Here is a 21,253-nt window from a genome sequence, read left to right as displayed (position 1 = left end):
GCCCGATTTTTCTGTTTCTTTCCTATCAGCGCGACCGACAGGATGGCCTGTCGATTGGTAGGTTGCACCCGGCGCCCCAGACCGGAAAAGCATGGTCGAACCCGGCCACTGGCCGGTGTCCGTTAGAATGCCCGTGCCGCATACCGTCGGCCCTAACTCTGGAGATCACTTATGGCCGGACGTATTCCGCCCTTCACGCTTGAAGACTTCAAACTGTCCTCGGCCAAGCGTGCCGAAATCACTGATGGTTTGACCGAGCGGCAGACGTTCATGGTCACCCAGTGGATGGACCTGCACGACAAGCTGAACGTGGGCGACTGGACCGGCTTCGACCAGTTCATGGACAAGTCTAAGATGACTTACGACAACCCGAACCGCCCTGATCTGGGCACGTTCGAGGAATGGTCAACCTCGCCGATGGCGCTGTTCACCACCTTCCCGCCCAGCGTCTACCGCACGCTGAAGGCCTGGGGCAAAGGGGACGACGAGATCTGCGTGCTGTGCCATCACCATGGCAAGCACACCGGCGGCCCCTACATGGGGGTCCAGCCGACCGGCAATCAGCTCGACGTGCTGTGGTTCAGCTGGATCAAGTTCGAAGGTGACAAGATCGTCCACATCTATTCGATCTCGGACGTTCTTTCGATGCTGATCGATCTTGAAGTGATCGCCGCGCCGCAGCCGGTCGATCCTTACAAGTAAGCTTCCGAGTCGGTTGAGTGGTAGTTGGGGGAAGGCTTGCGGGCCTTCCCCCTTTTTTCAGTCCAATGGGCTGGGAGCAAAAGCGTAAGCGCCGCCGCGCTCGATCGACCGGCGAAACGCCGGGCGGGCATAAAGCCGGGCTTGCCAGGCTTCGATCACCGGATGGCCTGAAAATGCCCCCACGGCCTTGGCCAGCTCGGGGATGAAACTCATCTGGATGTCGGCGGCCGTGAACAGATCGCCCATCAACCAGGTCCGCTCGCCCAGGAGCAGGTCGATAAAGCGCAGCGCGTGCTCGAGCTCGGCGGTGGCGGCCAGGTCGAGCGGTTCGCCGACGAGCTTGAAAGCTCGGGCATAGACTTTGAACATCACCGGGTTCATTCCGGCCGAGACCGCGAAATAGAGGCATTCGAGGAACCGCGTCGCGTCTGGGCCCGCCGGGTCTGGGGCCAGGCGGCCTTTGCCATAGCGCGTCAGCAGATACTGGGTGATGGCCCCGGATTCGCTCAGCAGCTGGCCGTCATCATCCAGCACGGGCGACTTGCCGAGCGGGTGGAGTGCCTTGAGCGCCGGCGGTCCCAGCAGGGTGACCGGATCGCGCTGATAGCAGACAAGCTCATAGGGCAGGCCCAGCTCTTCGAGCAGCCAGACGATCTTTTGCGAACGCGAGTTGTTGAGGTGGTGGAGGGTCAGCATGGCCTTACATCGCCGCCGCAAGAGCTTCGGCCGAAATGCCCATTTGCCGCATCACGTCACCCGTGTCCCAATATTCGCGCCAGCCCGCGATGTCGCCGTGATCGTTGAACTCGAAGACGGCGCAGACGCGCGAACCCACCTTGCGGTCGCCAGCATACAGGGTCACGTGATCGGTCCGCTCGGTGAAGACGAACCGGCCCATGGCGGCGGAGGCATGGATCTCGCAGGCGCACTCGTAATAGGTCTGGTACTGCTTCTCGAGGGCTGAGGCGATTGCGGCCCGCCCAACCATGCGTTCGGTTGCCGGCACCAGCGGCTGATAGTAGCCATCCTCGGCAAAATAGGCGGCGAGCCCAGCAAAATCGGGGGTTCCCGCAACGTGGAAGGCATCCAGAAAGGCCAGGACGCGGGCATGGTTGGCTTCGCTCACAGACTGAATCCTCCATCTACGATCAGGGTCTGGCCGGTAATGTAGCGGGCCCGGTCCGAGGCGAGGAAGGCGACCGCCTCACCGATGTCGTCGCCCGCGCCGAACGACTGTAGCGCAATCCGTTTGCGCTGTGCTTCCCATACTTCGGGCGTGAACAGATCGGCCATGAAGGCCGCACCGAGGCCGGCGGCGATGATCCCGGGAGCGACCATGTTGGCCCTGATCCCGAAGCGCCCTTCCTCCTTGGCCACTGCGCGCCCGAGCGCCGCCATGGCCGCTTTGGGCACTGAGGACAGCGCATCTCCGGGCGGAAACACCGTGTTGGCAACCGTGGTGAGAATGACGAAGTTTCCGCCGCCCTGTTCACGAAACACTGGCAGGGTTTCTGCGACCACGCGGGTCAGGCCGATCAGCTCGGCCTCGATGACTTCGCGCCATTGCGCCTCGCCAACCTTGCTCACAAAAGGCTGCTCGATTGCCACGCCCGAAGCAAACACCATTGTGCCGATCCGGCCGAAATGGGCCCGTGCCTGCTTGATTGCGGAGGCTACGGAGCCGGGATCGGTGACGTCGCAGGGAACGGGCAGGCCGTGGCAGTGTGGGCCTAGCTCCTCGGCTAGGATTGTAGCTTTGTCGGCGCTGGTGCGATAACCGAGCGCCACACCGTCCCATTCCCGCGCGAGCGCAAGCGCACAGGCGCGGCCGAGGCCGCCGGTCGCACCGACCACGAATGCGGCACGGCCATTCATCCGCTGCGCTGCACCCTCAGTCATGCTGCGACCCTCTCCGGCGTTTGCTCCAGCCAGTCCAGCAAGTCGGCAGCAAAGCCATCGTTACGGTCGGCCGTGAACATATGCCCGACTCCCTTTGCAACGACCACCTTCAGTTGTGGGGTCAGTTCGCGGAAGCGGTCAACGCCTTGGTCCGTCAGGAGGTGGCTCAATTCGGCGCGCACCAACACGATCGGTGACGTCATGCGGGCGGCAGCGGCCAGGATGGCCTCGCCCTCGCTGGGCGGATGCAGGAATTCGGCTCGCCCGGTGGCGGGATCCCAGCGCCAATGCCAGCGTCCTGCGGCGTCCTGGCGCATCGCGCGGGCGAGACGGGTGCTATCGCTCAAGCGGGGTTGATCGAGATGCCGGGCGAGGGAATCGGCAGCCTGATCGAGCGTGGGAAAGCCGGCCTCGCCTTCCGAAAAGAAAGCGCGAATGCCATCCACGCCCTGGTCGCGCATCAGCGGCGCAACATCGGCCAGCACAACCAGTCTGACCCGCGACGGATGACGTGATCCGCCGACCAATGAGGCCTGCCCGCCACGTGACGCGCCGACCAGCGTGACCGGGCGGCTGAACTGCCCGAGCAGGGCTTCGACGTCGCGTCCGAAGGCCTCCAGAAGATAGTCGCCATCGGCGGCCCAGGCGCTGTCACCATGGCCGCGCAGGTCGAAGGTCGCGCCGTAATAGCCACTGTCCCCCACGATCCGGGCCGATCCGCGCCAGGCGTTGCGGCTTTGCCCGCCGCCATGAAAAAAGAGGACAGGCGGAGCTGCCGGATCGCCAAAGGCTTCGCCGACCAGTTCCAGCCCGTCCCCTCTGAAACGAACGATCGTTCCGGACAAATCAGCCAGCCGTAATCGGTACGGTTTCAGCGTGGGATGGGTGCTCGCCCGGGCCCTTGTAAGCAAACTTGTTGGGGGCGTGGTGCCACAGACCATCGTCGCGGCTTTCATAAGGCGAAGCCACTTCGATCAGGCAGCCATGGGTGGACTGCGCGCCGACCCAGCTCCACTTCTGCCAGGTCATGTCCGGATCGTTGTACGTTACGCCGTCACCGGGCAGGCTGATCCCTTCGGCCTTCAGTTTCGCCATGGCCGCGGGGACATCGTCCGTGGTGAAGCACAGGTGGTGAACGTGCTCGCCGACCTTCTCCAGGCGGCGGCCCATCGGCGTGCCCGGAGCCGGCTGGATCAGCTGGATTTCCGTTGAATTCTCGTTGACGAAAGTGGCCCACTTCATGCCAACATCCGCCCCGCTGGAGAATTCGTCATAGCGAACGATGCGCTTTTCGAGCGATTCCGGGTCGAGCACGCGCAGGATCTTGGTCCAGTCCTCAACCGCCTTGTCGAGATCGCGAATAACCATGCATACATGGGCAAAAGGTCCGCTGGGCATCAAAGTTCTCCTTGGAATCAGATAATAAGGGTGGCCGTGCCGCTGTTGACCGTTCCGCGATCAGCGACATCGAGCTTGAATTCGCAAGACACGCGATTGCCATCGATGGCTGTTACCGTACCCGAGGCTGTCAGGTGATCGCCTTCATAAACGTTGTCCAGGAACCGGGAATCCATCGCCTCGATCCGGCAGCCCGGAAAAGCCGCCATCAGCATGTTCATCATGAAGGCAACGTTCATCGGACCCTGATTGATCCGCTTGTCACCCAGTCCCTTGGCTTTGACCACGGCCACATCAAGGTGGATTGGATTGGGATCAGCCAGAAACACCGCCCATTGCTTCATCGCATCGGGACTGGCGTTGGGAACGATAAACGAGGGTAGAGCGTCTCCGACCGCATAGCTCATGCCGCCAACTCCTTGCGCGGGAGGACCCAGACATTATCGGTTTCCAGCAGTGGATCTCCGCCAGCAGCCGGATGAAGGCGCAGGCGATAGGTCAACACGTCCATCACCCCGAGCTTGCGGCTCTGTTTTCGCACGAGACTGAGGATTTCACCGGAAACCTTGTAACTCTCACCGACCATCAGCGGTGCGGCAAAGCGCACACCGGACGATCCCATCATCGGGCCGTCCTCGACATCGAACTCGCAGGTCTCACAAACACCGGCGACTGTCTTGCCCATCGCCACCTGAGTGGCGAGGTAATAGTAGATCGGGTGCGCGCTGCCATCGGCGGCCGGCTCCACACCGGTCGAGCGGCACAGCGCGGCGTTCTCGTCCGCGCTGATCGTGAACACCTTGGTGCCGTCGAGCGAGACACCGGCCACGGCCGGGGCGGGGGGCAGTTCGTCCATCAGGTGCAGCCTCTTCAGAACGAGCGGGGCAGGCCGAGGTTTTCGGCAATGGAGTTGCGCACCATCTCATTCGAGATCGGCGTCATGCGCAGGATCCGGTGGTCGCGCCAATAGCGCTGCATGTCGGTTTCGGCCGAATAGCCCATCCCGCCCAGGATCTGGATGCCAAGGTCAGCCGCCTCGACCGCGCGTTCCGTGGCGACCATCTTGAGCATATTGGCCTCGTTGCCGCAGGGCATGCCCTTGGCCTGCATCCAGGCCACGTTGTAGAGCAGCAGCTCGACCAGCTTTTGCGACGTGGCGATATCCGCAACGTAGTGCTGGAGGATCTGGAACTGGCCGATCGGTTTGCCGAAGGCGTGGCGATGCTTCATGTAGTCGAGCGCGTCTTCCAGCACGCCATCGATGGCGCCAAGACACTGCGCGCCGACCATGATCCGTTCGTTGTTAAGGCTGGGCAGCATGGCGCCCCAGGCGTTATGCGGGGCACCCAGCACATCGCTATCCGGCACGAACACGTTGTCATAGCTGACCGAGCAGCTGCCCATCGCCCGCATGCCCAGTTTGGGCAGCAGGGTCGCCGTGATCCCAGGCGACTTCCCGTCAACGAAGAAAGCCGTCAGGCCATGGTGCTTCTTGGCCGCGTTGCGATCGGATCGGGCCAGGACCAGCAGGCGGTCTGCGACCCTGGCAGCCGTGGTCCACATCTTGGCGCCGTTGATCACCCAGCCGCCATCGACCTTATCGGCAAAGGTCTTCATCGCCCCCAGCACATCCGTGCCGCCATCGGGCTCGGTCATCGAGAGCGACACGCGCAGGTTCCCGGCGGCCATTTCGGGCAACCACTTGCGGCGCTGCTCTTCGGTCCCGGCAACGGTCAGCGTCTTGGCCCCGCCAAATGAGGTGAGGCCCCAGACCCACAGCAGTCCGCCTGCGGTGCGCGCCATCTCGCGCGCGAAGATCATCTGCATGACCACGTCGCCGCCCAGACCGCCATATTCTTCAGGGATACCGATCCCGAAGAAGCCTTGCTCCTTGAGCTTGTCCCAGATGACGAAGGGGTAGTTTTCCTCGTCAGCCTCAAGCTGGCGCATGAGGTCCTTGGGAAGTTCTGTGGTCACCCAGCGGCGCACGATGTCGCGAAAGGCTGACTGCTCTTCGGTAAGGTCAAAGTCCATTGTCTGGCCATGCCGCGTCAAAAGCCGCTTGCCACCTATCCAAAGTCGGGAAAATCAGATCGACAGCCCGCCTTCGACCGCAATCACCGAGCCGGTCACATAGGCGCCCGCGCGCGAAGCGAGGTAGATCGCGGCGCCCGCGACATCCTCTGGCGTACCCGTGCGGCCGCGCGGCACCGCTGATTCGACCATCCGGCGCATGGCATCGTCCGTGATCACCGTCATCTCGCTTTCGAAGAAGCCCGGGGCGATGGCATTGACCGTGACGTTCTCGCTCGCCAGCCGCTTGGCGAGCGACTTGGTCAACCAGTGGATCGCGCCTTTCGAGGCCTGATAGCTGTAAACTTCGCGCGGCCCGATCTTGAGTGCGCCGACCGAGCCGATGTTGATCACCGCCGATGGCCGCTCAGCCGTGCCGCCGGCGCGGAGCAGCGGCAGCAGCTTTTGCAACAGGAAGAACGGCGTTTTCAGGTTGAGCTCGAGCACATCATCCCACTGGTCCTCGCTGAAACTGTCCAGCGGGGCATCGCTCAGCGTACCGGCATTGTTGACCAGGATATGCAACGCCGCCTCGCGGGCGGTGATCTCGCCAACGAGCTTGCCGATGCCTTCCAGTGTCGAAACATCGCCGGCCAGCCCGATCACATCGCCCGGAATCGAGGCCGCTGCGCTGGCAACCTTTTCGGCATTGCGGGCGCAGATATAGACCCGCGCACCCGCTGCGCCGAGGCCGGTTGCGATCATCCGGCCGATGCCCGCGCTTCCTCCGGTTACCAAAGCCACGCGGCCCTTGACCGAGAACAGTCCCGAAATATCCATCAGCCGGCAATCGTCAGGATGATCTCGCAAACCCCCTCAGGGTCGCCGACATTGAAGGCGTGGTCACCCGGATGCTCGTGCATGGTCCAGCCCAGTGCCCGGGCGCGATCGTGCATGGCTGTCATGATCGTGTGCTCAGCGGCCACATAGTCGGCTGGATGCCGGACCGATTCCGCGCCCACCGCCATCGCACAGCTGGTCGCGCGCATCGGCTGGTCCGACAGGTGATCGAGCAGCCACTTTTCGCGATCGGGCGCCATCAGGTGAGGATGAGCCTTGGCCATCTCTCGCTGCTGGAGATGAACCCCCGAGCCGATCGGGCCTTCACCTGCTGAAAGCATCGCATCCAGCCCGGCGGCTTCGGCCTCGCTGGCAAAGCCCATCAGCGAGGCGATGCGTTCGCCGGCATGGGCGACGATCGCGTCGAGGAAAATGACCCGGGCAACCCGGTCACCCGCTTGCGCCAGCACGCCGGGCGCGACGGTTCCCGCATAGGAGTGTGCGACCAAAACCACGTCTTGCAGATCTTCGTACTTCAGCACGTTGACCACATCGAGCACGTGGACATCATTCCCCGCGCTACGGCTGATCAGGTGCTCACGCTCGCCGAAGCCGGTGAAGGTCGGGGTGAAGACCGTGTGGCCCTTGGCTTCGAGAATCTCGCGACAGAACTTCCAGGTCCAGCCACCCATGCCGCCACCGTGCATCAGAACAAAGGTCGTCATCGCTCAGTCTCCGGCCGGTTCGCTGTTGTCGATAAAGCCCTCGGGCAGGTTGGGGCCCCAGAGGTAGAAGCTGTCGCCGGGATCGTGGCCCGGGTTCGAAGGCCAGTCGCAATCGGCCGGGATATAATCGATATCGGCCGAAAACTCGGCATGGCTACCCCATGGGTCGCTGGCATAGTAGAAGTAATTGCCCCCCAGCACGTGGCGGCCGACGCCCCAGCCCCTGGTGTAGCCGGCGCGGAGCATCTGCGCCGAACCGAGGCCGACCTCCTGCACCGATCCCACATCCCAGCTGCTGTGGTGCAGCCCGCGATGGGTGGACGTGACCAGCGCCAGCAGATGATGGTCACTGCCGTGGGCCCCATGCAGGAAGGCAACCACCGGGCCACTGCCATCGGACAGGCGCAGGCCCAGTGTTTGTTCATACCAGGCGGTCGCGGCGATCACATCCGAGGTGTAGATCGCAAAGTGCGACAGGTGCCGCGGCAGCGTTTTCGGTGCAACCGAGTTGAACACCGCACCGCTCTCGCCGGCCGCGGTCGAATGGGTAACAAAGCTGCTCTTGGCCATCGGCGACACTTTGTCGGCCACCCGGATATTGAGCAGGAGACCATCGAAACCGGCAAACCAGATCCCTTCTTCAGTTGCGCCAGCGGGAGCAGCGATCCGCTTGACACCAGCAGCGTCCAGATGGGCAGCAAAGGCTGCTTCGTCTTCGGCATAGATGCCAAAGCAGATGTAGTGCAGCCGCATGGCTGCTGCCGGGTGCAGGCGTGCCCAGCAGTGAGGGTTGCCGAAGGTGTAAAGCGCCAAACCGCCCGCCTCATCGTGTACGTCCAGCCCGAACGCCTCATAAAAACGCCGTGCTTCGGCCAGATCGGGCACTTGCTGTGCGAAATGGTCAATCGAATGCACGGCCAGAACGTTCGGGCGCTTCATCACTCTCTCTCCTGCACGCTGGCCTCTCCATCAGGAGAGGCCATGTCATTGTTATTCAGCTACAATCGGATTGCGGAGCAGGCCGATCTGTTCGATCTCCACCTCGCAGACATCGCCCGCCTTCATGAACAGCGGGGGCGTGCGGGCCAGCCCGATCCCGCCCGGTGTACCCATGACCAGCACGTCGCCCGCCTCGAGCGTCATGAAGCCGGAGAGCAGGGATATCGTGCGTGCCACGTCAAAGATCAGTTCGCCGGTGTTCGAGCTCTGCATCACCTGCCCATTGACCCGGCATTCGATTTTGAGGCCGGCCGCGCCCGCCGGCAGTTCATCCGGGGTCACCAGCCAGGGGCCGAAAGCGCCGGTATCGTCAAAGTTCTTGCCGGCGGTCCACTGCGGCGTGCGCAGCTGATAATCGCGGATCGAGCCATCGTTGAACGCCGAGTAACCGGCCACGTGACTAAGGGCATCGGCCTCGGAGATGGCCTTGCCGCCCTTGCCGATCACAGCCACCATCTCAGCCTCCCAATCCAGCTGGGTGGAGACCTTGGGCAGAATGATCGGAGCGCCGTGACCGATCAGGCTGGACGGGAAGCGGGCGAACAGCACCGGGAAGTCCGGAATGCCAAGCCCCGATTCCAAGGCGTGATCGCGATAATTCAGGCCCAGGCAGATGATCTTGGACGGGCGGACGAGCGGGGGAAGAAAGGTCAGGTCCGCTTCGTTGACCGTCTCTCCTGCTGCGGCCTTGGCACCGGCATCGGCCAGGGTGCCAGCGGCGATATGATGATCGAGATCGGCCAGGTCAGCACCATAGGCGATCGTGACCTTGCCATCCGATTTTGCCGCGAGGCCGAGCGTTCCATTCAGGGTTACACGAGCGAGGCGCATGATAGTCTCCAAAATATCGGGGGTTAGGTGCTGGCCTTTTGACCGGTTCCGCCACCGGTGGCCGGCATCAGATTGTTGCTCATCCCGCCATCGACCAGAATATCGATGCCAGTGATGTGGCTGGCCTGGGGGCCGATCAGGAACAGGATGGCATTGGCCACATCGTCGGCCATGCCCAGCTTGCGCAGCGGGATCATCGCTTCGCGCGCCGCGCGGCGATCGGCGTCGGAATAACCGGCCTGGGTCATCGGCGTGTAGGTCGGACCGGGCGAGACGCTGTTGCAGCGGATGCCGTCTGGACCCCATTCGAGCGCCAACTGGCGGATCAGCATCAGGAGCGCCGCCTTGCTGGGCGAATAGAAGCCCAGACCCGGCGTCGGCTGGGTGGCCGACATCGAAGCCGTGGCGACAAAGGCGCCGCGGCTTGCGGCGAGATGTGGATGGGCCGCCTTGGCCAGCAGCCAGGCGGCGCGCACGTTGACCGCGAAGATACGGTCAAATTGCTCGGCGGTCTGGTCGACCAGCGCAGCGCCCGCTATGATCCCAGCATTGCTGACGACGGCATCGATCCCGCCCATGTGCGCCAGCGCGGCGGCGACCACAGCATCGCCGCAGTCAAGGTCGGACATGTCAGCCACGCAGGTTGCCGCGGCCGCACCAATGCCGGTGGCTACCGCCTGCAGACCATCCGGGTCGCGGTCCGTTAGCAGCAGCTGGTGCGGGCCGGGCATATTGCCCCCCGCTGCCAACAGTTCGGCGACGGCCTTGCCGATGCCACTGGCTGCGCCGGTTATGATCACACGCATCGTTCTGCCCTCAATCTGTTAGCCCAAGCTCTGCCATCAATTCCTGGCGCAGCTTGAACTTCTGAATCTTCGAGGCAGACATGGGCCATTCTTCGATGAACCGCACGTGGCGCGGCACCTTGAACGAAGCGATCCGCTCCTTGGCAAATTCGATCAGCTCTGCGGCCGTGGCGGCGCTCTCGCCGCTCAGCTTGACATAGGCGGCAGGCACTTCCTCGAGCCGGGGATCGGGAATGCCGATGACCTGGGCAAGCTCAACCGCGTGATGCGCCGACAGCACGGCCTCGACCTCAGCGGCGGCGACATTTTCCCCGCCCACCTTGAGCATGTCCTTGAAGCGACCGTGAAAACGCAGGTGGCCGTGCCCGTCGAGCGATCCAATGTCACCCGAATGGTACCAGCCGTCGGGATCGAGCGCTTCGGCGGTTTTCGCGGGATCGCGGTAATAACCATCGAGCAAGTTGTATCCCCGGACCCAGATCTCGCCGCGCGTGCCGACCGGGGCATCCTCGCCCGTCTCGCGATCGATGACGCGGACGGATACCCCTTTGAGCGGATAGCCCAGCGATTCAAAGCCCAGTTCCGGGTCCATGTCGAAGCCACCGGTCGAGACAATCCCGCTAGCTTCGGACATCCCGAAGGTACCGACCTGCAAGGCATTAGGCATCTTGGCGCGATAGGCATCGCCCACGCTCTTGGGCATCTGGCTGAAGCAACTGTTCATCAGCCGGACCGAGCGCATATCGGTCTTGTCCCAATCGGGATGGGCGATCATGGCCTGGTGGAAGGTCACGAACGGCAGGAACACCATCGTGGCGCGTTCGGCGGCGATCTGGCGTAGGCTTTCGCCGGGATCGAAATGCGGCTGACCGATGAAGGTGCCGCCCACCTCGATCGCGCCCAGCATCGCCAGCATGGCGGCAATGTGGAACAGCGGCATGGGCGACCAGACCCGTTCCTGGTCCGAAAACTCCCAGCGATTGCGGGCCAGGTTGCTCGCCTCGCGGCAGATCGCCTCATTGCTAAGCAGGCACCCCTTGGGGCGGTCCGACGTGCCCGAGGTATAGAGGATCATGCAGGTATCACGCAGGCGCACCGACAGCCGGGCTTCGTGAACCGCGGTGTCGCTGCTGGCTTGCGCCGCCCGGTCAAAGCCCGCCTGATCGACGAAACCCGGAGCGCTCTTGCCGCCGTGCAGAATGAGCCGGCGCAGCTTCGGAGCATCGGGCAGGCTGAGCTTCAGCGGATCGCCGACCGTGGCCAGCGCCGGGAAGGCTTCCGTCAGCCGACCAACGAAATCGACGAACTCATCGGATTCGCTGTTGGTGATGACGGCAATCAGATCGGCATTCTCAACAACGTAGCTGATCTCGGGCGCGCGGTAGCGGGCATTCATCAGCACCGAAACACCACCGACCATGGAAACGGCGAACAGCGTTTCGACGAACTCGGCGCCAGACGGCAACAGGATCCCGACATGGTCACCACGGCCGATGCCCAGAGCCATCAGTCCCCGCGCCCGCTGCAACACGGAGCGCACGATATCGTCATAGGTCCGCCTGCCCGACGGGAAGACAATGGCCTCCTTGTCCGGGAACTGGTCCCAGGACTTGAGCAGCATGTCGCCAAGCGGACTGACGCTGACGCGCATCCGGGCCGGATCTTCGCTCATCCCTGGCAAGGCAGTCTTCTCCCATGGCGGACTTTGCAAAGCCCTTGCCGCTGAAGCTTGGCCACAGGTTGCGGCCAAGTGCCCTTTCCTAGGATAGGTCGGAATGTTGCAGCGGAGTTCAGCCGCACCCGACGATACCCCCGTCGACGGGAATCTCTGCCCCGGTGATATAGCCGCTGGCGCGCGAGGCGAGGAACACCACGGCCCCTGCGATATCATCGGCCCGTCCCATCCGGCCCATCGGTATTTTGCCCAACAGCGCGGGGTCAACATGATCGTCATCGCGCATGTGGGCGGTCATCGCCGTCGGGAAGAAGCCTGGCAGCACGGCGTTGACGTTGATGTTACGGCCAGCCAGATCACCAGCCAGGTCGCGGCTGAGCATGTGGATCGCCGCCTTGCTGGCCGAATAGGAATAGGCGCTCAGACGCTGGGTCGTCGCTCCGGCCACCGATCCGATATTGATGATCCGGGCCGGATCGTCAGGGGTGCCGGCGGCTTCGAGTTGCGGCAGCAATTCCCGGATCAGCGTGAAGGGCGCCTGGACATTGACCATCAGCACGCCCGGCCAGCCCTTGTCCGGGAACTTGTCGACCGGGGCGCCCCAGGTCTTTCCGGCATTGTTGACCAGCACATGCAGCTTATCCCCGGCGGCCGCGCGGAACCGCTCAGCCAGATCGACCGCGGCTTCCGCCGATGACAGATCGCAGGGCAAGGGGATGCAGGGTCCGAGCGCTGCCATCTCGGCCGCCGCCGCGCTGCAGATGTCGGCCTTGCGCGAGGTGATCGCCACGGTGGCGCCGGCGCGAAGCAGGCCCTCGGCAATCATCCGCCCGAGCCCCTGGGCACCGCCCGTGACCAGGGCGGTCTTGCCGGTCAGGTCGAACAGGCCCGTCATACAGTGATCACCACCTTGCCGAACTTGTGCTGCTTTTCGAGATAGAGCAGCGCTTCTCGCGCTTCGGCGAGCGGGAATGACGTTTCGATCACGGGCTTGATCGCGTGCCGATCGACGAAGGCCAGCATATCCCGGAAATCCTGCGGGTCACCGACCTGGCTGCCGACGACGCTGGCGCTCTTGAGGAAGATGCCGGTCGCCGTCACCTCGAACTTATCACCCGCCGTTGATCCATAAATCACGATGCGCGCCCCCGGATTGATAGCGCGAACATAGTTGGCATAGCTGGGTGCCGGCGCGCCATCGAGAACGACGTCGATCCCGCCGGTGAGCTTGCCCACCTGTTTGCGCCATTCGGGATCGGTGTAAAGCAGGCCGCCCAAGGCGCCCATTTCGATCGCCCGGTCGAGCACGTCCTGGCTTTCGCCCGTGACGTAGACCTTGGCGCCCAGCGCAACCGCGAAGGCCAGCCCGAACGTCGCCACGCCGCCACCGACGCCGCTGATCAGCACTGTTTCGCCCGGCTGTAACTGGCCTTTGAACATCAGGGCCCGCCAGGCCGTAAGGCCGGTGAGGACCGTGGCGGCGGCTTCTTCCCAGCTCATGCCCTTCGGTTTGGGCGCGATGTTTTCGGCGGGGACACAGACATATTCGGCAATCGTCCCGGGGTGCGGCATGCCCAGCAGGCCGAAGGCCGGATGCGGGGCATGGCGGTTCGCACCCCAGTCACGCCCGGGGTAGATCACCACTTCATCGCCGACCGCCACGCCGCTGACGCCGTCGCCCACCTGATCGACCACTCCGGCGCCATCGCAGCCCATCGTCGAGGGCAGGGTCATGCCGGGATAGAGGCCGCGCGCGATCCACATCTCGCGGTGGTTCATAGACGCCGCCTTGATCGCCACGCGCACTTCACCGGCCTGTGCCTCAGGGGTTGGCACATCCGCAACGCGGACAGCTTCGGGGCCATCGGTGGTTTCGAGCAGCAGGGCTTTCATGGGCGTCACTTTCGTCTGTGCGGATAGGGTAGAACGTCAGAAGGAGCGTGGCAGGCCGAGCGATTCCGCGATGCCGTTTTTGACCATTTCATTGGTGATGGGTCCGATCCGCCACAGCCGGGAATCGCGCCAATAGCGCTGCATGTCGGTTTCGGCCGAGTAGCCCATGCCGCCCAGGATCTGGATGCCCAGATCAGCCGCCCTGCTGGCATTTTCGGAAGCGAACAGCTTGAGCATGTTGGCATCGGTGCCCACATTCTCGCCGCGGGCCTGCTTGTCGGCGCAACTGTGCAGCAGCAGCTCGGTGGTGCGCTGCATCGTCGCAATGTCCGCCACGTAATGCTGCAGGATCTGGAACTGTCCGATGACTTTGCCGAAGGCCTTGCGCTGTTTCATGTAGGCTAGGGCATCTTCCAGCACGCCGTCGATCACCCCGAGGCAGAACGCGCCGACCATGATCCGCTCGTTGTTCAGGGTGGGGAGCAGAGTGTACCAGGCGCGATTGGGCTCAGCGAGGACGTTTTCGTCAGCCACAAACACGTTGTCATAGACGACGCTGCAGCTGCCCATCGAGCGCATGCCCAACTTGGGCAGGCTGGTGATCGTCACGCCCTCGCTCTTGGCGGGAACCCAGAACAGGGTGAGCCCCTGGTGCTTCTTTTCGACATTGCGATCGGAGCGGGCGAGCACCAGCAGATAGTCGGCGACGTGGGCGGACGACGACCAGATCTTCTCGCCATTCAGCACCCAGCCGCCCTCTACCCGGTCCGCCATGGTGGCCATGCTACCCAGCACGTCGGTGCCGCCGCCCGGCTCGGTGAACGAGATCGCCGCCTTAAGCTCGCCGGCGGCGATCAGGGGCAGGTACTTCGCCTTCTGCTCGGGCGTGCCATAGAGCCCGATCGACTTGGATCCGGCGAACGAGGTGATGCCCCATATCCAGGCCAGTCCGCCGAGCGTCCGGGCGAGTTCGCGGGCAAGCAGCATCTGCATCAGCACATCGCCGCCCTGGCCGCCGAATTCCTCGGCTATGCCGATGCCGTGAAAGCCCGCTTCGCTGAATTTCTCCCACAGCGCGTGCGGGTAATTGTGCTCATCGGCTTCAAGTTTGCGCGCCCAGTCCTTGGGGCATTCGTTGTCGACCCAGCGCCGCACCATGTCGCGGAATGCGCGGTGCTCGTCGGGCAACTCGAAATCCATAGCGGGCATCACTCTCGTCACTGGCCACTTGCGCGGTGACCTTGGTCGGAGTCTGGACTTGCCTTGCCAGGCCGCGCTGACCACCTATCTCTCGGTAGGAGATGGTGCTTGCGCTTGCCGGATTCCTGTTCAATAGGATGCGCTGACAAGATGGCGGACGACCAGTCCCCACGGTCCTAGGGTAGAGGTCTGAGATGGGTGTTGTTCCGACAACCATTGTGCCGCCGCGAGCCGCGCACAAATATGTGACCCGTGAGACGATCGAACGGCTGGTCGGAGACGTGGGCGCTTCGCGCGTCGTCACCGTCAGCAGTCCAGCCGGCTTCGGCAAGACCACCGCAATGCTGCGCTGGGCCGAGCTGTTGCATGAGCAGGGCCGCCCGGTGTTGTGGATCGCGGCGCGCGCGGGCATCGATTCGCTGGCATCGTTCGATGTCGCGCTGCGGCAGGCTCTCGTTGCTGCCGGTCTGCCAGCCGTTGACGTGCCACTTGAGCGTGATCAGCGGGCATGGCTGGTCAGCCTTTCAACGGCCGGAGGACCAAAGCCGGTCCTGTTCATCGACGATATGCAACTGCTGTCGGCCGAAATCCGGACCTTCATCGAGCAGCTGATCGCCAGTGCGCGCGATGCACTGACCACGGTGATCGCCTCGCGCGGTGAATGCGGGATCAACCTGGCCCGCCTGCGTTCGCTGGGGCATCTGCTCGAAGTCCGCGTAAGGCACCTGAGCTTCGATGCCGACGAAGCCTCGCGGCTGATCCAGCAGCAGGTGGACGGAGCCTTGCCGGCCGGCGAACTCCAGCGGATTGTCGTGGACACGCAGGGATGGGCGGCCGGCCTGGTGCTGGCCGCCGGGGCCTGGAAGCGCGACATGACCGAAGGCTATCCGCCCGAAGGCGGGACCACCGGTCTGCGGCATGAGTTTGCCAGCTATTTCGCCGAGGAAGTGGTCGAAGGGCTGCCGCAGGACCTGCGCGATTTCATCATCGACACCTCGATCCTCGAAGAGCTGACCCCGTCAGCCTGCGCGGCTGTGGTCAACACCGAGAATGCCCGGCGCATGCTGGAGCAGGTGTTCGAGCGCGGCCTGTTCCTGGCCGAGCTGGACCGCGAACTCAGCCGCTATCGCTACTACACCCTGTTCCGCGACATGGTTCTGGGCCGCCTGATGATGCGGGCGCCCGAGCGCGCCGCCAAGCTGCACCGCCGCGCCAGCAATTTTTACGCCGACAACGGCGATCTGCAGCTGGCGCTCGATCACGCCGTGCTCAGCGGTGACCGCGAGTTTCTGGCAGACCAGTTCGAACGGCTGGCCGATCCGATGATCTATGGCGGGTTGCTCTACCGGCTGGATGAACTGGCGAACGACCTGTCCTGGGACCTGCTGCAAAGCCGGCCATCGCTGCTGCTCGCGATGTCATGGCGGCGCAGCCGCAGGCTGGCGTTCAAATCGTCCGAACGACTGATCGTGGCGGCCGAGGCTGCCCTGGCCGCCAAGGCCGAATCCGGCGAGCTGGACGACTATGCCGCCGAGCAAATGGCTTACCGCGTCCGCCATCGCCGGATCATGCTGGAAGCGGCCCGTGACAACATGGTCTATGTCGAACGCGAGTCGGAGGCCCTGCTGGCGGACTTGGGCGATGACCATGCCTACCTCAGCTGCACGCTTTTGGCGCAATTGCTCTCCGCCCGGCGCGAGTTGTACCATTTCCACGACATGCTCAGACTGGAAGGTGAACTGCGCAAGGCGCTGGGTCGCCCCGGGTCGGATTTCGCCTCGATCGCGCTGAAATCTTCGGTCGCGCCAACGCTGGTTGCCCAGGGCAAGACCACGGTCGCCCGGCAGTTCCTGACCGAGGCGCATACCCTTGCAATCGAACTGGACGGGCAGGTTTCGGGCCTCGCGGCCTTGCCGGCGCTGCCTCTGGCCGAGATTCACTACGAGTGCGGCGAATTGGAGGAGGCCGGCCGGCTGGTCGAGGCCCATCTGCCCTCGATCCGGCAATGGGGGTTTGTGGATCAGCTCGCCTCCGGTTACCTCGTTCGGGCTCGGCTGGCCGCCGCAGAAGGGGATTATGCCAGCGCCCTATCCGGCCTCGAAGAGGCTCATCTGGTGGCGATCGAATGCGGGCTCGACCGGCTGCGCGCCTTGGTGATCTCGGAACAGATTCGCATGCTGGTCAAGCTCGGTCACCTGGAGCAGGCTGAACAGCTGTTCTGGTCCAGCGATCTCAAGATCGAAGGCGAGCCGGTGCCGACGCTCAATCCCACCCGGCTTAACGAATGGATGGCCACGGCCTGGCTGCGTCTGGAGATGCAACGGTTCCGGCTGGTGCGGTCGCGCAAGATCGCCAAGCGCTGGCTGGAATTCGTCCGCAAACGCGGGGCAACCCGCTCCGCGGTGACCTTCGAACTGTTGTTGGCTGAAATCGCTGTGCTTTCGGGCAATCGCTCCGAAGCGCGGCGCTCGGTTCGCGCGGCGGTCGAACTGGCTGAACCGGGCGGCTGGGTTAGACCTTTCATCGACGAGGGCGAGGCGATCGGGGCGCTGTTGGTCGAGGCTTATGGTAGCGGTCCCGTGCTGGACACCCCGGTCGACAAATTTGCCGCACGGCTGGTTTCCGTGGTCAAGGGCAAGCCCCCGATCGAAGAGGTTGAGGACGATGATTATGGGCTGGGGAGCGGGCTCTCGCTGCGCGAGGTCGAGATTCTGACCTTTGTCAGTGGCGGATTGCGCAACCGTGAGATCGGCGACCGGCTGGGCCTGACCGAGGGCACGGTCAAATGGTACATGCAGCAGATCTACGACAAGCTCGGCGTCCGCCGCCGCCCCCAGGCCGTGATCCGTGCGCGGCAGTTCGGGATTTTGTCGTGACAGCCTATCTTCGGAAAGGCTGTTGCTGAACGCCCGGTCGTAAGCTGCGACCAAGATTTGCGAAAATGATCGGGAGCGGGACGTGGCCAAGGGCAAGGTAATCATCAGTTGTGCGGTGACCGGGGCGATCCATACCCCGAGCATGTCGCCCTACCTGCCGATCACCGCCGACGAGATTGCCGAGGCGGCAGTGGGTGCGGCCGAGGCGGGCGCGGCGATCATTCACCTCCACGCGCGCAATCCGGCCGATGGCCGACCCGACCAGAACCCCGATCTGTTCGAACCTTTCCTGAAGGTGATCAAGCAGCGCTGCGATGCGGTGATCAACCTGACGACCGGCGGTCACCCGTCGATGACGCTTGAGGAGCGCTTGCGTCCGGCCACGCGCTTCCAGCCAGAGGTGGCCAGCCTCAACATGGGGACCATGGGCTTCGGCCTTTTCCCCATGCTGAACCGCTACAAGGACTGGCAGCACGAATGGGAACCGGCGACGCTGGAAGCCTCGCGCGATCTGGTGTTCAAGAACACCTACAAGGATATCGAGGGCCTGCTGGCCCTGCTCACCCCGCTGGGCACGCAGTTCGAGTTCGAATGCTATGACACCAGCCACCTCTACAATCTTGCCCACTTCCTCGATCGCGGGCTGGTCAAGGCGCCGTTGTTTGTCCAGACCTGCTTCGGCATTCTGGGTGGTATCGGCAGTCACCCGGATGACGTGATGCACATGAAGCGCACCGCCGATCGGCTGTTTGGCGACCAGTACGAATGGTCGGTATTGGGCGCGGGCGCGAAGCAGATGAGCGTTGTCGCCATGGCGGCATCGATGGGCGGCAATGTTCGCGTGGGGCTGGAGGATTCGCTCTGGGCCGGGCCGGGCAAGCTGGCCGAAACCAACGCGCAGCAGGTGACGACGGCCCGGCAGATCATCGAAGGGATGGGCCTGTCCGTGGCGACGCCCGATGAGGCGCGCGAGATATTGGCCCTAAAGGGTGGGGACCGCACAGCGATTTGACGCGCTTATAGAACGAAGCGGCCGCGTGGCGGCAGAGAGGCTTGGCCAGGGCTATGCAGATGTGGTGGAATCCAGAAGACACGGACGATTGGCTCGAGCGACTGGAATCGCGCTCGCTGGCCCGATTGCTGGCTGAAGCCGAAGCGCTGAGCCTGGTCGGGCAAGGCACCGTGGTCTCCTATTCGCGCAAGGTGTTCATCCCGCTGACCAAGCTGTGCCGCGACGTCTGCCATTACTGCACCTTTGCCCGGCAGCCCGCGGAGCTGCCGTCGCCCTATCTAGAGCTGGACGAGGTGCTGGCGCTGGCTCGCGAGGGCGAACGGGCGGGCTGCCGCGAGGCGCTGTTCACGCTGGGGGACCGCCCTGAGGCGCGCTACTCCGCTGCGCGCAATTGGCTGGAACAGCGCGGCTATGCCAGCACGATGGAATACCTTGCCGCGGCTGCCGCGCTGGTGCTCAAGGAAACCAGCCTGCTGCCGCACCTCAATCCCGGCCTGATGTCGGCCGCGGACTATGCCGCGCTGCGGCCTCATGCCGCCTCGATGGGCTTGATGCTGGAAAGCGTGTCCGAGCGTCTCTGTGACAAGGGCATGCCGCACTACGGGTCGCCCGATAAGGCGCCGGAAGCCCGGCTGGAAACGGTGCGGCTGGCCGGTGAAGCCCGCGTGCCATTTACCACGGGGCTGCTGATTGGCATCGGCGAAACCCGCCGCGAACGCGTGGAAGGCTTGCTGGCGATCCGTGATCTGCACGGCCGCTACGGGCACATCCAGGAAGTGATAATCCAGAACTTCCGCGCCAAGGCCGATACCCTGATGCGCCACGCCGGGGACCTGTCGCTGGACGAGCATCTCTGGACCATCGCGGCGGCACGGCTGATCCTGGGCCCCGACATGACCCTGCAGGCCCCGCCCAATCTGCAGCCGGGCGAACTGGCCAGGCTGGTGCGCGCCGGGATCAACGACTGGGGCGGCGTCTCGCCCGTCACACCCGATCACGTCAATCCCGAAGCGCCCTGGCCGCACCTGGTCAAGCTGGAGACCGAAACCGAAGCGGCCGGGCGGCATCTGCGTCAGCGCCTGGCGATCGGTCCGGCCTTTGTCCGGGACGTCGCTCGCTGGGCCGATCCGGTGCTCCACACCCGGATCAGGCGCGCAGTCGATACGCGGGGTCTGCCGCGCGAGGTGGATTGGCATCCCGGAACGGGCGCGCCCGCGCCGGACATGCTGCCCTCGGTGGTGACCGGGCGCGATCCGCAGATTGCCGTGGCGCTCGGGCTGGCCGAACAGGGCGAGGAGCTGAGCCGGGGCCAGATCGCCCGACTGTTCACGGCCGAGGGGCGCGATTTCGACGCGGTCTGCCGGCTGGCGGATGAAATGCGCGCCGACCGGGTGGGTGAGACCGTCACGCATGTGATCAACCGCAATATCAACTACACCAACATCTGCCTCTATCGCTGCGGCTTCTGCGCCTTTTCCAAAGGCAGTACCAAAAGCGAACGCGGGCCGGCCTACAACATCGATCATGCCGAAATCGCCCGGCGGGTGGTCGAGGCGCGCGCGCGCGGTGCCACCGAAGTGTGCCTGCAGGGGGGAATTCATCCCACCTATGATGGCACCACCTATCGCGGCATTGTTGCTGCGGTGAAGGCGGCAGTACCCGAGATGCATGTTCATGCCTTTTCCCCTCTGGAGGTGCATCACGGCGCCACCACGCTGGGGCTGTCCTATGAGGACTATCTGGCCGATCTGAAGCGGGCCGGGCTGGCCACGCTCCCGGGCACGGCGGCAGAAATCCTCTCGGACGACGTGCGTCAGCTGATCTGCCCGGACAAGATCATGACCAACGACTGGCTGGCCGTGATGCGCGCGGCGCACCGGGTCGGGCTCAAGTCCACTGCCACGATCATGTTCGGCCATGTCGATACCTACGAGCACTGGGCCACGCATCTGCTGCGCATTCGCGCCCTGCAGCAGGAAACGGGGGGCTTCACCGAATTCGTGCCGCTGCCGTTCGTCCACATGGAAGCGCCCAACTGGCGCCGGGGCGAGACGCGGTCAGGCCCGAGCTGGCGCGAGGCGGTGTTGATGCATGCGGTTGCACGCATTGCCCTGGATGGCGCCATCGCCAATATCCAGGCCAGTTGGGTCAAGCTGGGGCCGGACGGCGCCGCGGTGATGCTTCAGGCCGGCGCGAACGATCTGGGCGGCGTCCTGATGGATGAATCCATCACCCGCGCGGCGGGCGGCGCTAACGGTCAAGTGTTTGATGTTCGCCAGATGCGGGCTTTGGCCCGCAGCATCGGCCGGCCGCTGCGCGAGCGCAGCACGGTCTATGCCACGCCGGCCCATCTGCTTGATTATGCCGACTGAGGTGCTGCTGCG

The 21,253-nt window shown here is 64.0% G+C and carries 21 protein-coding genes; 4 read left to right on the top strand and 17 right to left on the bottom strand.

Going from position 1 to position 21,253, the window contains the following annotated elements; genetic code table 11:
- The first annotated feature begins 171 nt into the window (after window positions 1-171).
- Window positions 172-702 (top strand): ester cyclase, encoded by a 531-nt coding sequence (locus IP83_RS09860; protein ID WP_054122041.1) that lies wholly within the window; start codon window positions 172-174, stop codon window positions 700-702.
- Between the two features lie 57 nt (window positions 703-759).
- Here IP83_RS09860 and IP83_RS09855 read toward each other — a convergent pair whose 3' ends face one another.
- From IP83_RS09855 to IP83_RS09775, 17 genes are all read right to left on the bottom strand, one after another.
- Window positions 760-1,398 carry a glutathione S-transferase family protein gene (locus IP83_RS09855; RefSeq protein ID WP_054122040.1) on the bottom strand — a complete coding sequence of 213 codons (639 nt, stop codon included), beginning with the start codon at window positions 1,396-1,398 and terminating at the stop codon, window positions 760-762.
- 4 nt (window positions 1,399-1,402) lie between these two features.
- Window positions 1,403-1,828 carry a limonene-1,2-epoxide hydrolase family protein gene (locus IP83_RS09850; RefSeq protein ID WP_054122039.1) on the bottom strand — a complete coding sequence of 142 codons (426 nt, stop codon included), beginning with the start codon at window positions 1,826-1,828 and terminating at the stop codon, window positions 1,403-1,405.
- Complete coding sequence (locus IP83_RS09845; RefSeq protein ID WP_231624995.1) at window positions 1,825-2,601, bottom strand: SDR family NAD(P)-dependent oxidoreductase; 777 nt, start codon at window positions 2,599-2,601, stop codon at window positions 1,825-1,827. The genes IP83_RS09850 and IP83_RS09845 overlap by 4 nt, the downstream gene beginning before the upstream one ends.
- Window positions 2,598-3,446, bottom strand: coding sequence for an alpha/beta fold hydrolase (locus IP83_RS09840; protein ID WP_231624994.1), 849 nt, complete (start codon window positions 3,444-3,446; stop codon window positions 2,598-2,600). Before IP83_RS09840 ends, IP83_RS09845 begins: the two co-directional genes overlap by 4 nt.
- A gap of 1 nt (window position 3,447) precedes the next feature.
- A complete protein-coding gene (locus tag IP83_RS09835; protein ID WP_054122037.1) occupies window positions 3,448-3,969 on the bottom strand; it encodes a VOC family protein in 522 nt (173 codons plus the stop codon).
- A gap of 47 nt (window positions 3,970-4,016) precedes the next feature.
- On the bottom strand, window positions 4,017-4,406 hold the full coding sequence (locus IP83_RS09830; RefSeq protein WP_054122036.1) for a MaoC family dehydratase: 390 nt from the start codon (window positions 4,404-4,406) through the stop codon (window positions 4,017-4,019).
- Window positions 4,403-4,855, bottom strand: a complete 453-nt coding sequence (locus IP83_RS09825; RefSeq protein WP_054122035.1) for a hypothetical protein — start codon at window positions 4,853-4,855, stop codon at window positions 4,403-4,405. The genes IP83_RS09830 and IP83_RS09825 overlap by 4 nt, the downstream gene beginning before the upstream one ends.
- A gap of 14 nt (window positions 4,856-4,869) precedes the next feature.
- Window positions 4,870-6,033 carry an acyl-CoA dehydrogenase family protein gene (locus IP83_RS09820; protein ID WP_054122034.1) on the bottom strand — a complete coding sequence of 388 codons (1,164 nt, stop codon included), beginning with the start codon at window positions 6,031-6,033 and terminating at the stop codon, window positions 4,870-4,872.
- 54 nt (window positions 6,034-6,087) lie between these two features.
- Window positions 6,088-6,852, bottom strand: a complete 765-nt coding sequence (locus IP83_RS09815; protein ID WP_054122033.1) for an SDR family oxidoreductase — start codon at window positions 6,850-6,852, stop codon at window positions 6,088-6,090.
- A complete protein-coding gene (locus tag IP83_RS09810; RefSeq protein ID WP_082364622.1) occupies window positions 6,852-7,577 on the bottom strand; it encodes an alpha/beta fold hydrolase in 726 nt (241 codons plus the stop codon). Before IP83_RS09810 ends, IP83_RS09815 begins: the two co-directional genes overlap by 1 nt.
- Before the next feature lie 3 nt (window positions 7,578-7,580).
- Window positions 7,581-8,516 (bottom strand): VOC family protein, encoded by a 936-nt coding sequence (locus IP83_RS09805; protein ID WP_054122032.1) that lies wholly within the window; start codon window positions 8,514-8,516, stop codon window positions 7,581-7,583.
- Between the two features lie 51 nt (window positions 8,517-8,567).
- A complete protein-coding gene (locus tag IP83_RS09800; RefSeq protein ID WP_054122031.1) occupies window positions 8,568-9,407 on the bottom strand; it encodes a fumarylacetoacetate hydrolase family protein in 840 nt (279 codons plus the stop codon).
- A 23-nt stretch (window positions 9,408-9,430) separates the two neighbouring features.
- The gene (locus tag IP83_RS09795) at window positions 9,431-10,213 is read right to left on the bottom strand and encodes an SDR family NAD(P)-dependent oxidoreductase (protein WP_054122030.1); all 783 of its coding nucleotides are present in this window, start codon (window positions 10,211-10,213) and stop codon (window positions 9,431-9,433) included.
- 10 nt (window positions 10,214-10,223) lie between these two features.
- Window positions 10,224-11,885 carry a class I adenylate-forming enzyme family protein gene (locus IP83_RS09790; RefSeq protein ID WP_054122029.1) on the bottom strand — a complete coding sequence of 554 codons (1,662 nt, stop codon included), beginning with the start codon at window positions 11,883-11,885 and terminating at the stop codon, window positions 10,224-10,226.
- A gap of 118 nt (window positions 11,886-12,003) precedes the next feature.
- A complete protein-coding gene (locus IP83_RS09785; RefSeq protein ID WP_054122028.1) occupies window positions 12,004-12,783 on the bottom strand; it encodes an SDR family oxidoreductase in 780 nt (259 codons plus the stop codon).
- Window positions 12,780-13,781, bottom strand: coding sequence for a zinc-binding dehydrogenase (locus tag IP83_RS09780; RefSeq protein WP_054122027.1), 1,002 nt, complete (start codon window positions 13,779-13,781; stop codon window positions 12,780-12,782). Before IP83_RS09780 ends, IP83_RS09785 begins: the two co-directional genes overlap by 4 nt.
- Before the next feature lie 36 nt (window positions 13,782-13,817).
- Window positions 13,818-14,990, bottom strand: coding sequence for an acyl-CoA dehydrogenase family protein (locus IP83_RS09775; RefSeq protein ID WP_231624993.1), 1,173 nt, complete (start codon window positions 14,988-14,990; stop codon window positions 13,818-13,820).
- 185 nt (window positions 14,991-15,175) lie between these two features.
- Between IP83_RS09775 and IP83_RS09770 the strand changes: the two genes are divergently transcribed.
- From IP83_RS09770 to cofH, 3 genes are all read left to right on the top strand, one after another.
- A complete protein-coding gene (locus tag IP83_RS09770; protein WP_197274332.1) occupies window positions 15,176-17,857 on the top strand; it encodes a LuxR C-terminal-related transcriptional regulator in 2,682 nt (893 codons plus the stop codon).
- A gap of 82 nt (window positions 17,858-17,939) precedes the next feature.
- Entirely contained in the window at window positions 17,940-18,869 is a 930-nt protein-coding gene (locus tag IP83_RS09765) for a 3-keto-5-aminohexanoate cleavage protein (protein ID WP_054122025.1), read from the top strand.
- Between the two features lie 59 nt (window positions 18,870-18,928).
- A complete protein-coding gene (cofH, locus tag IP83_RS09760) occupies window positions 18,929-21,241 on the top strand; it encodes a 5-amino-6-(D-ribitylamino)uracil--L-tyrosine 4-hydroxyphenyl transferase CofH (RefSeq protein ID WP_054122066.1) in 2,313 nt (770 codons plus the stop codon).
- Window positions 21,242-21,253 lie beyond the last annotated feature (12 nt).

Source organism: Novosphingobium sp. AAP93 (assembly GCF_001296055.1).
Taxonomy (GTDB): domain Bacteria; phylum Pseudomonadota; class Alphaproteobacteria; order Sphingomonadales; family Sphingomonadaceae; genus Novosphingobium.
Note: the sequence above shows the minus strand (reverse complement) of the source record. Positions and strands in the feature narration are given on the sequence as shown.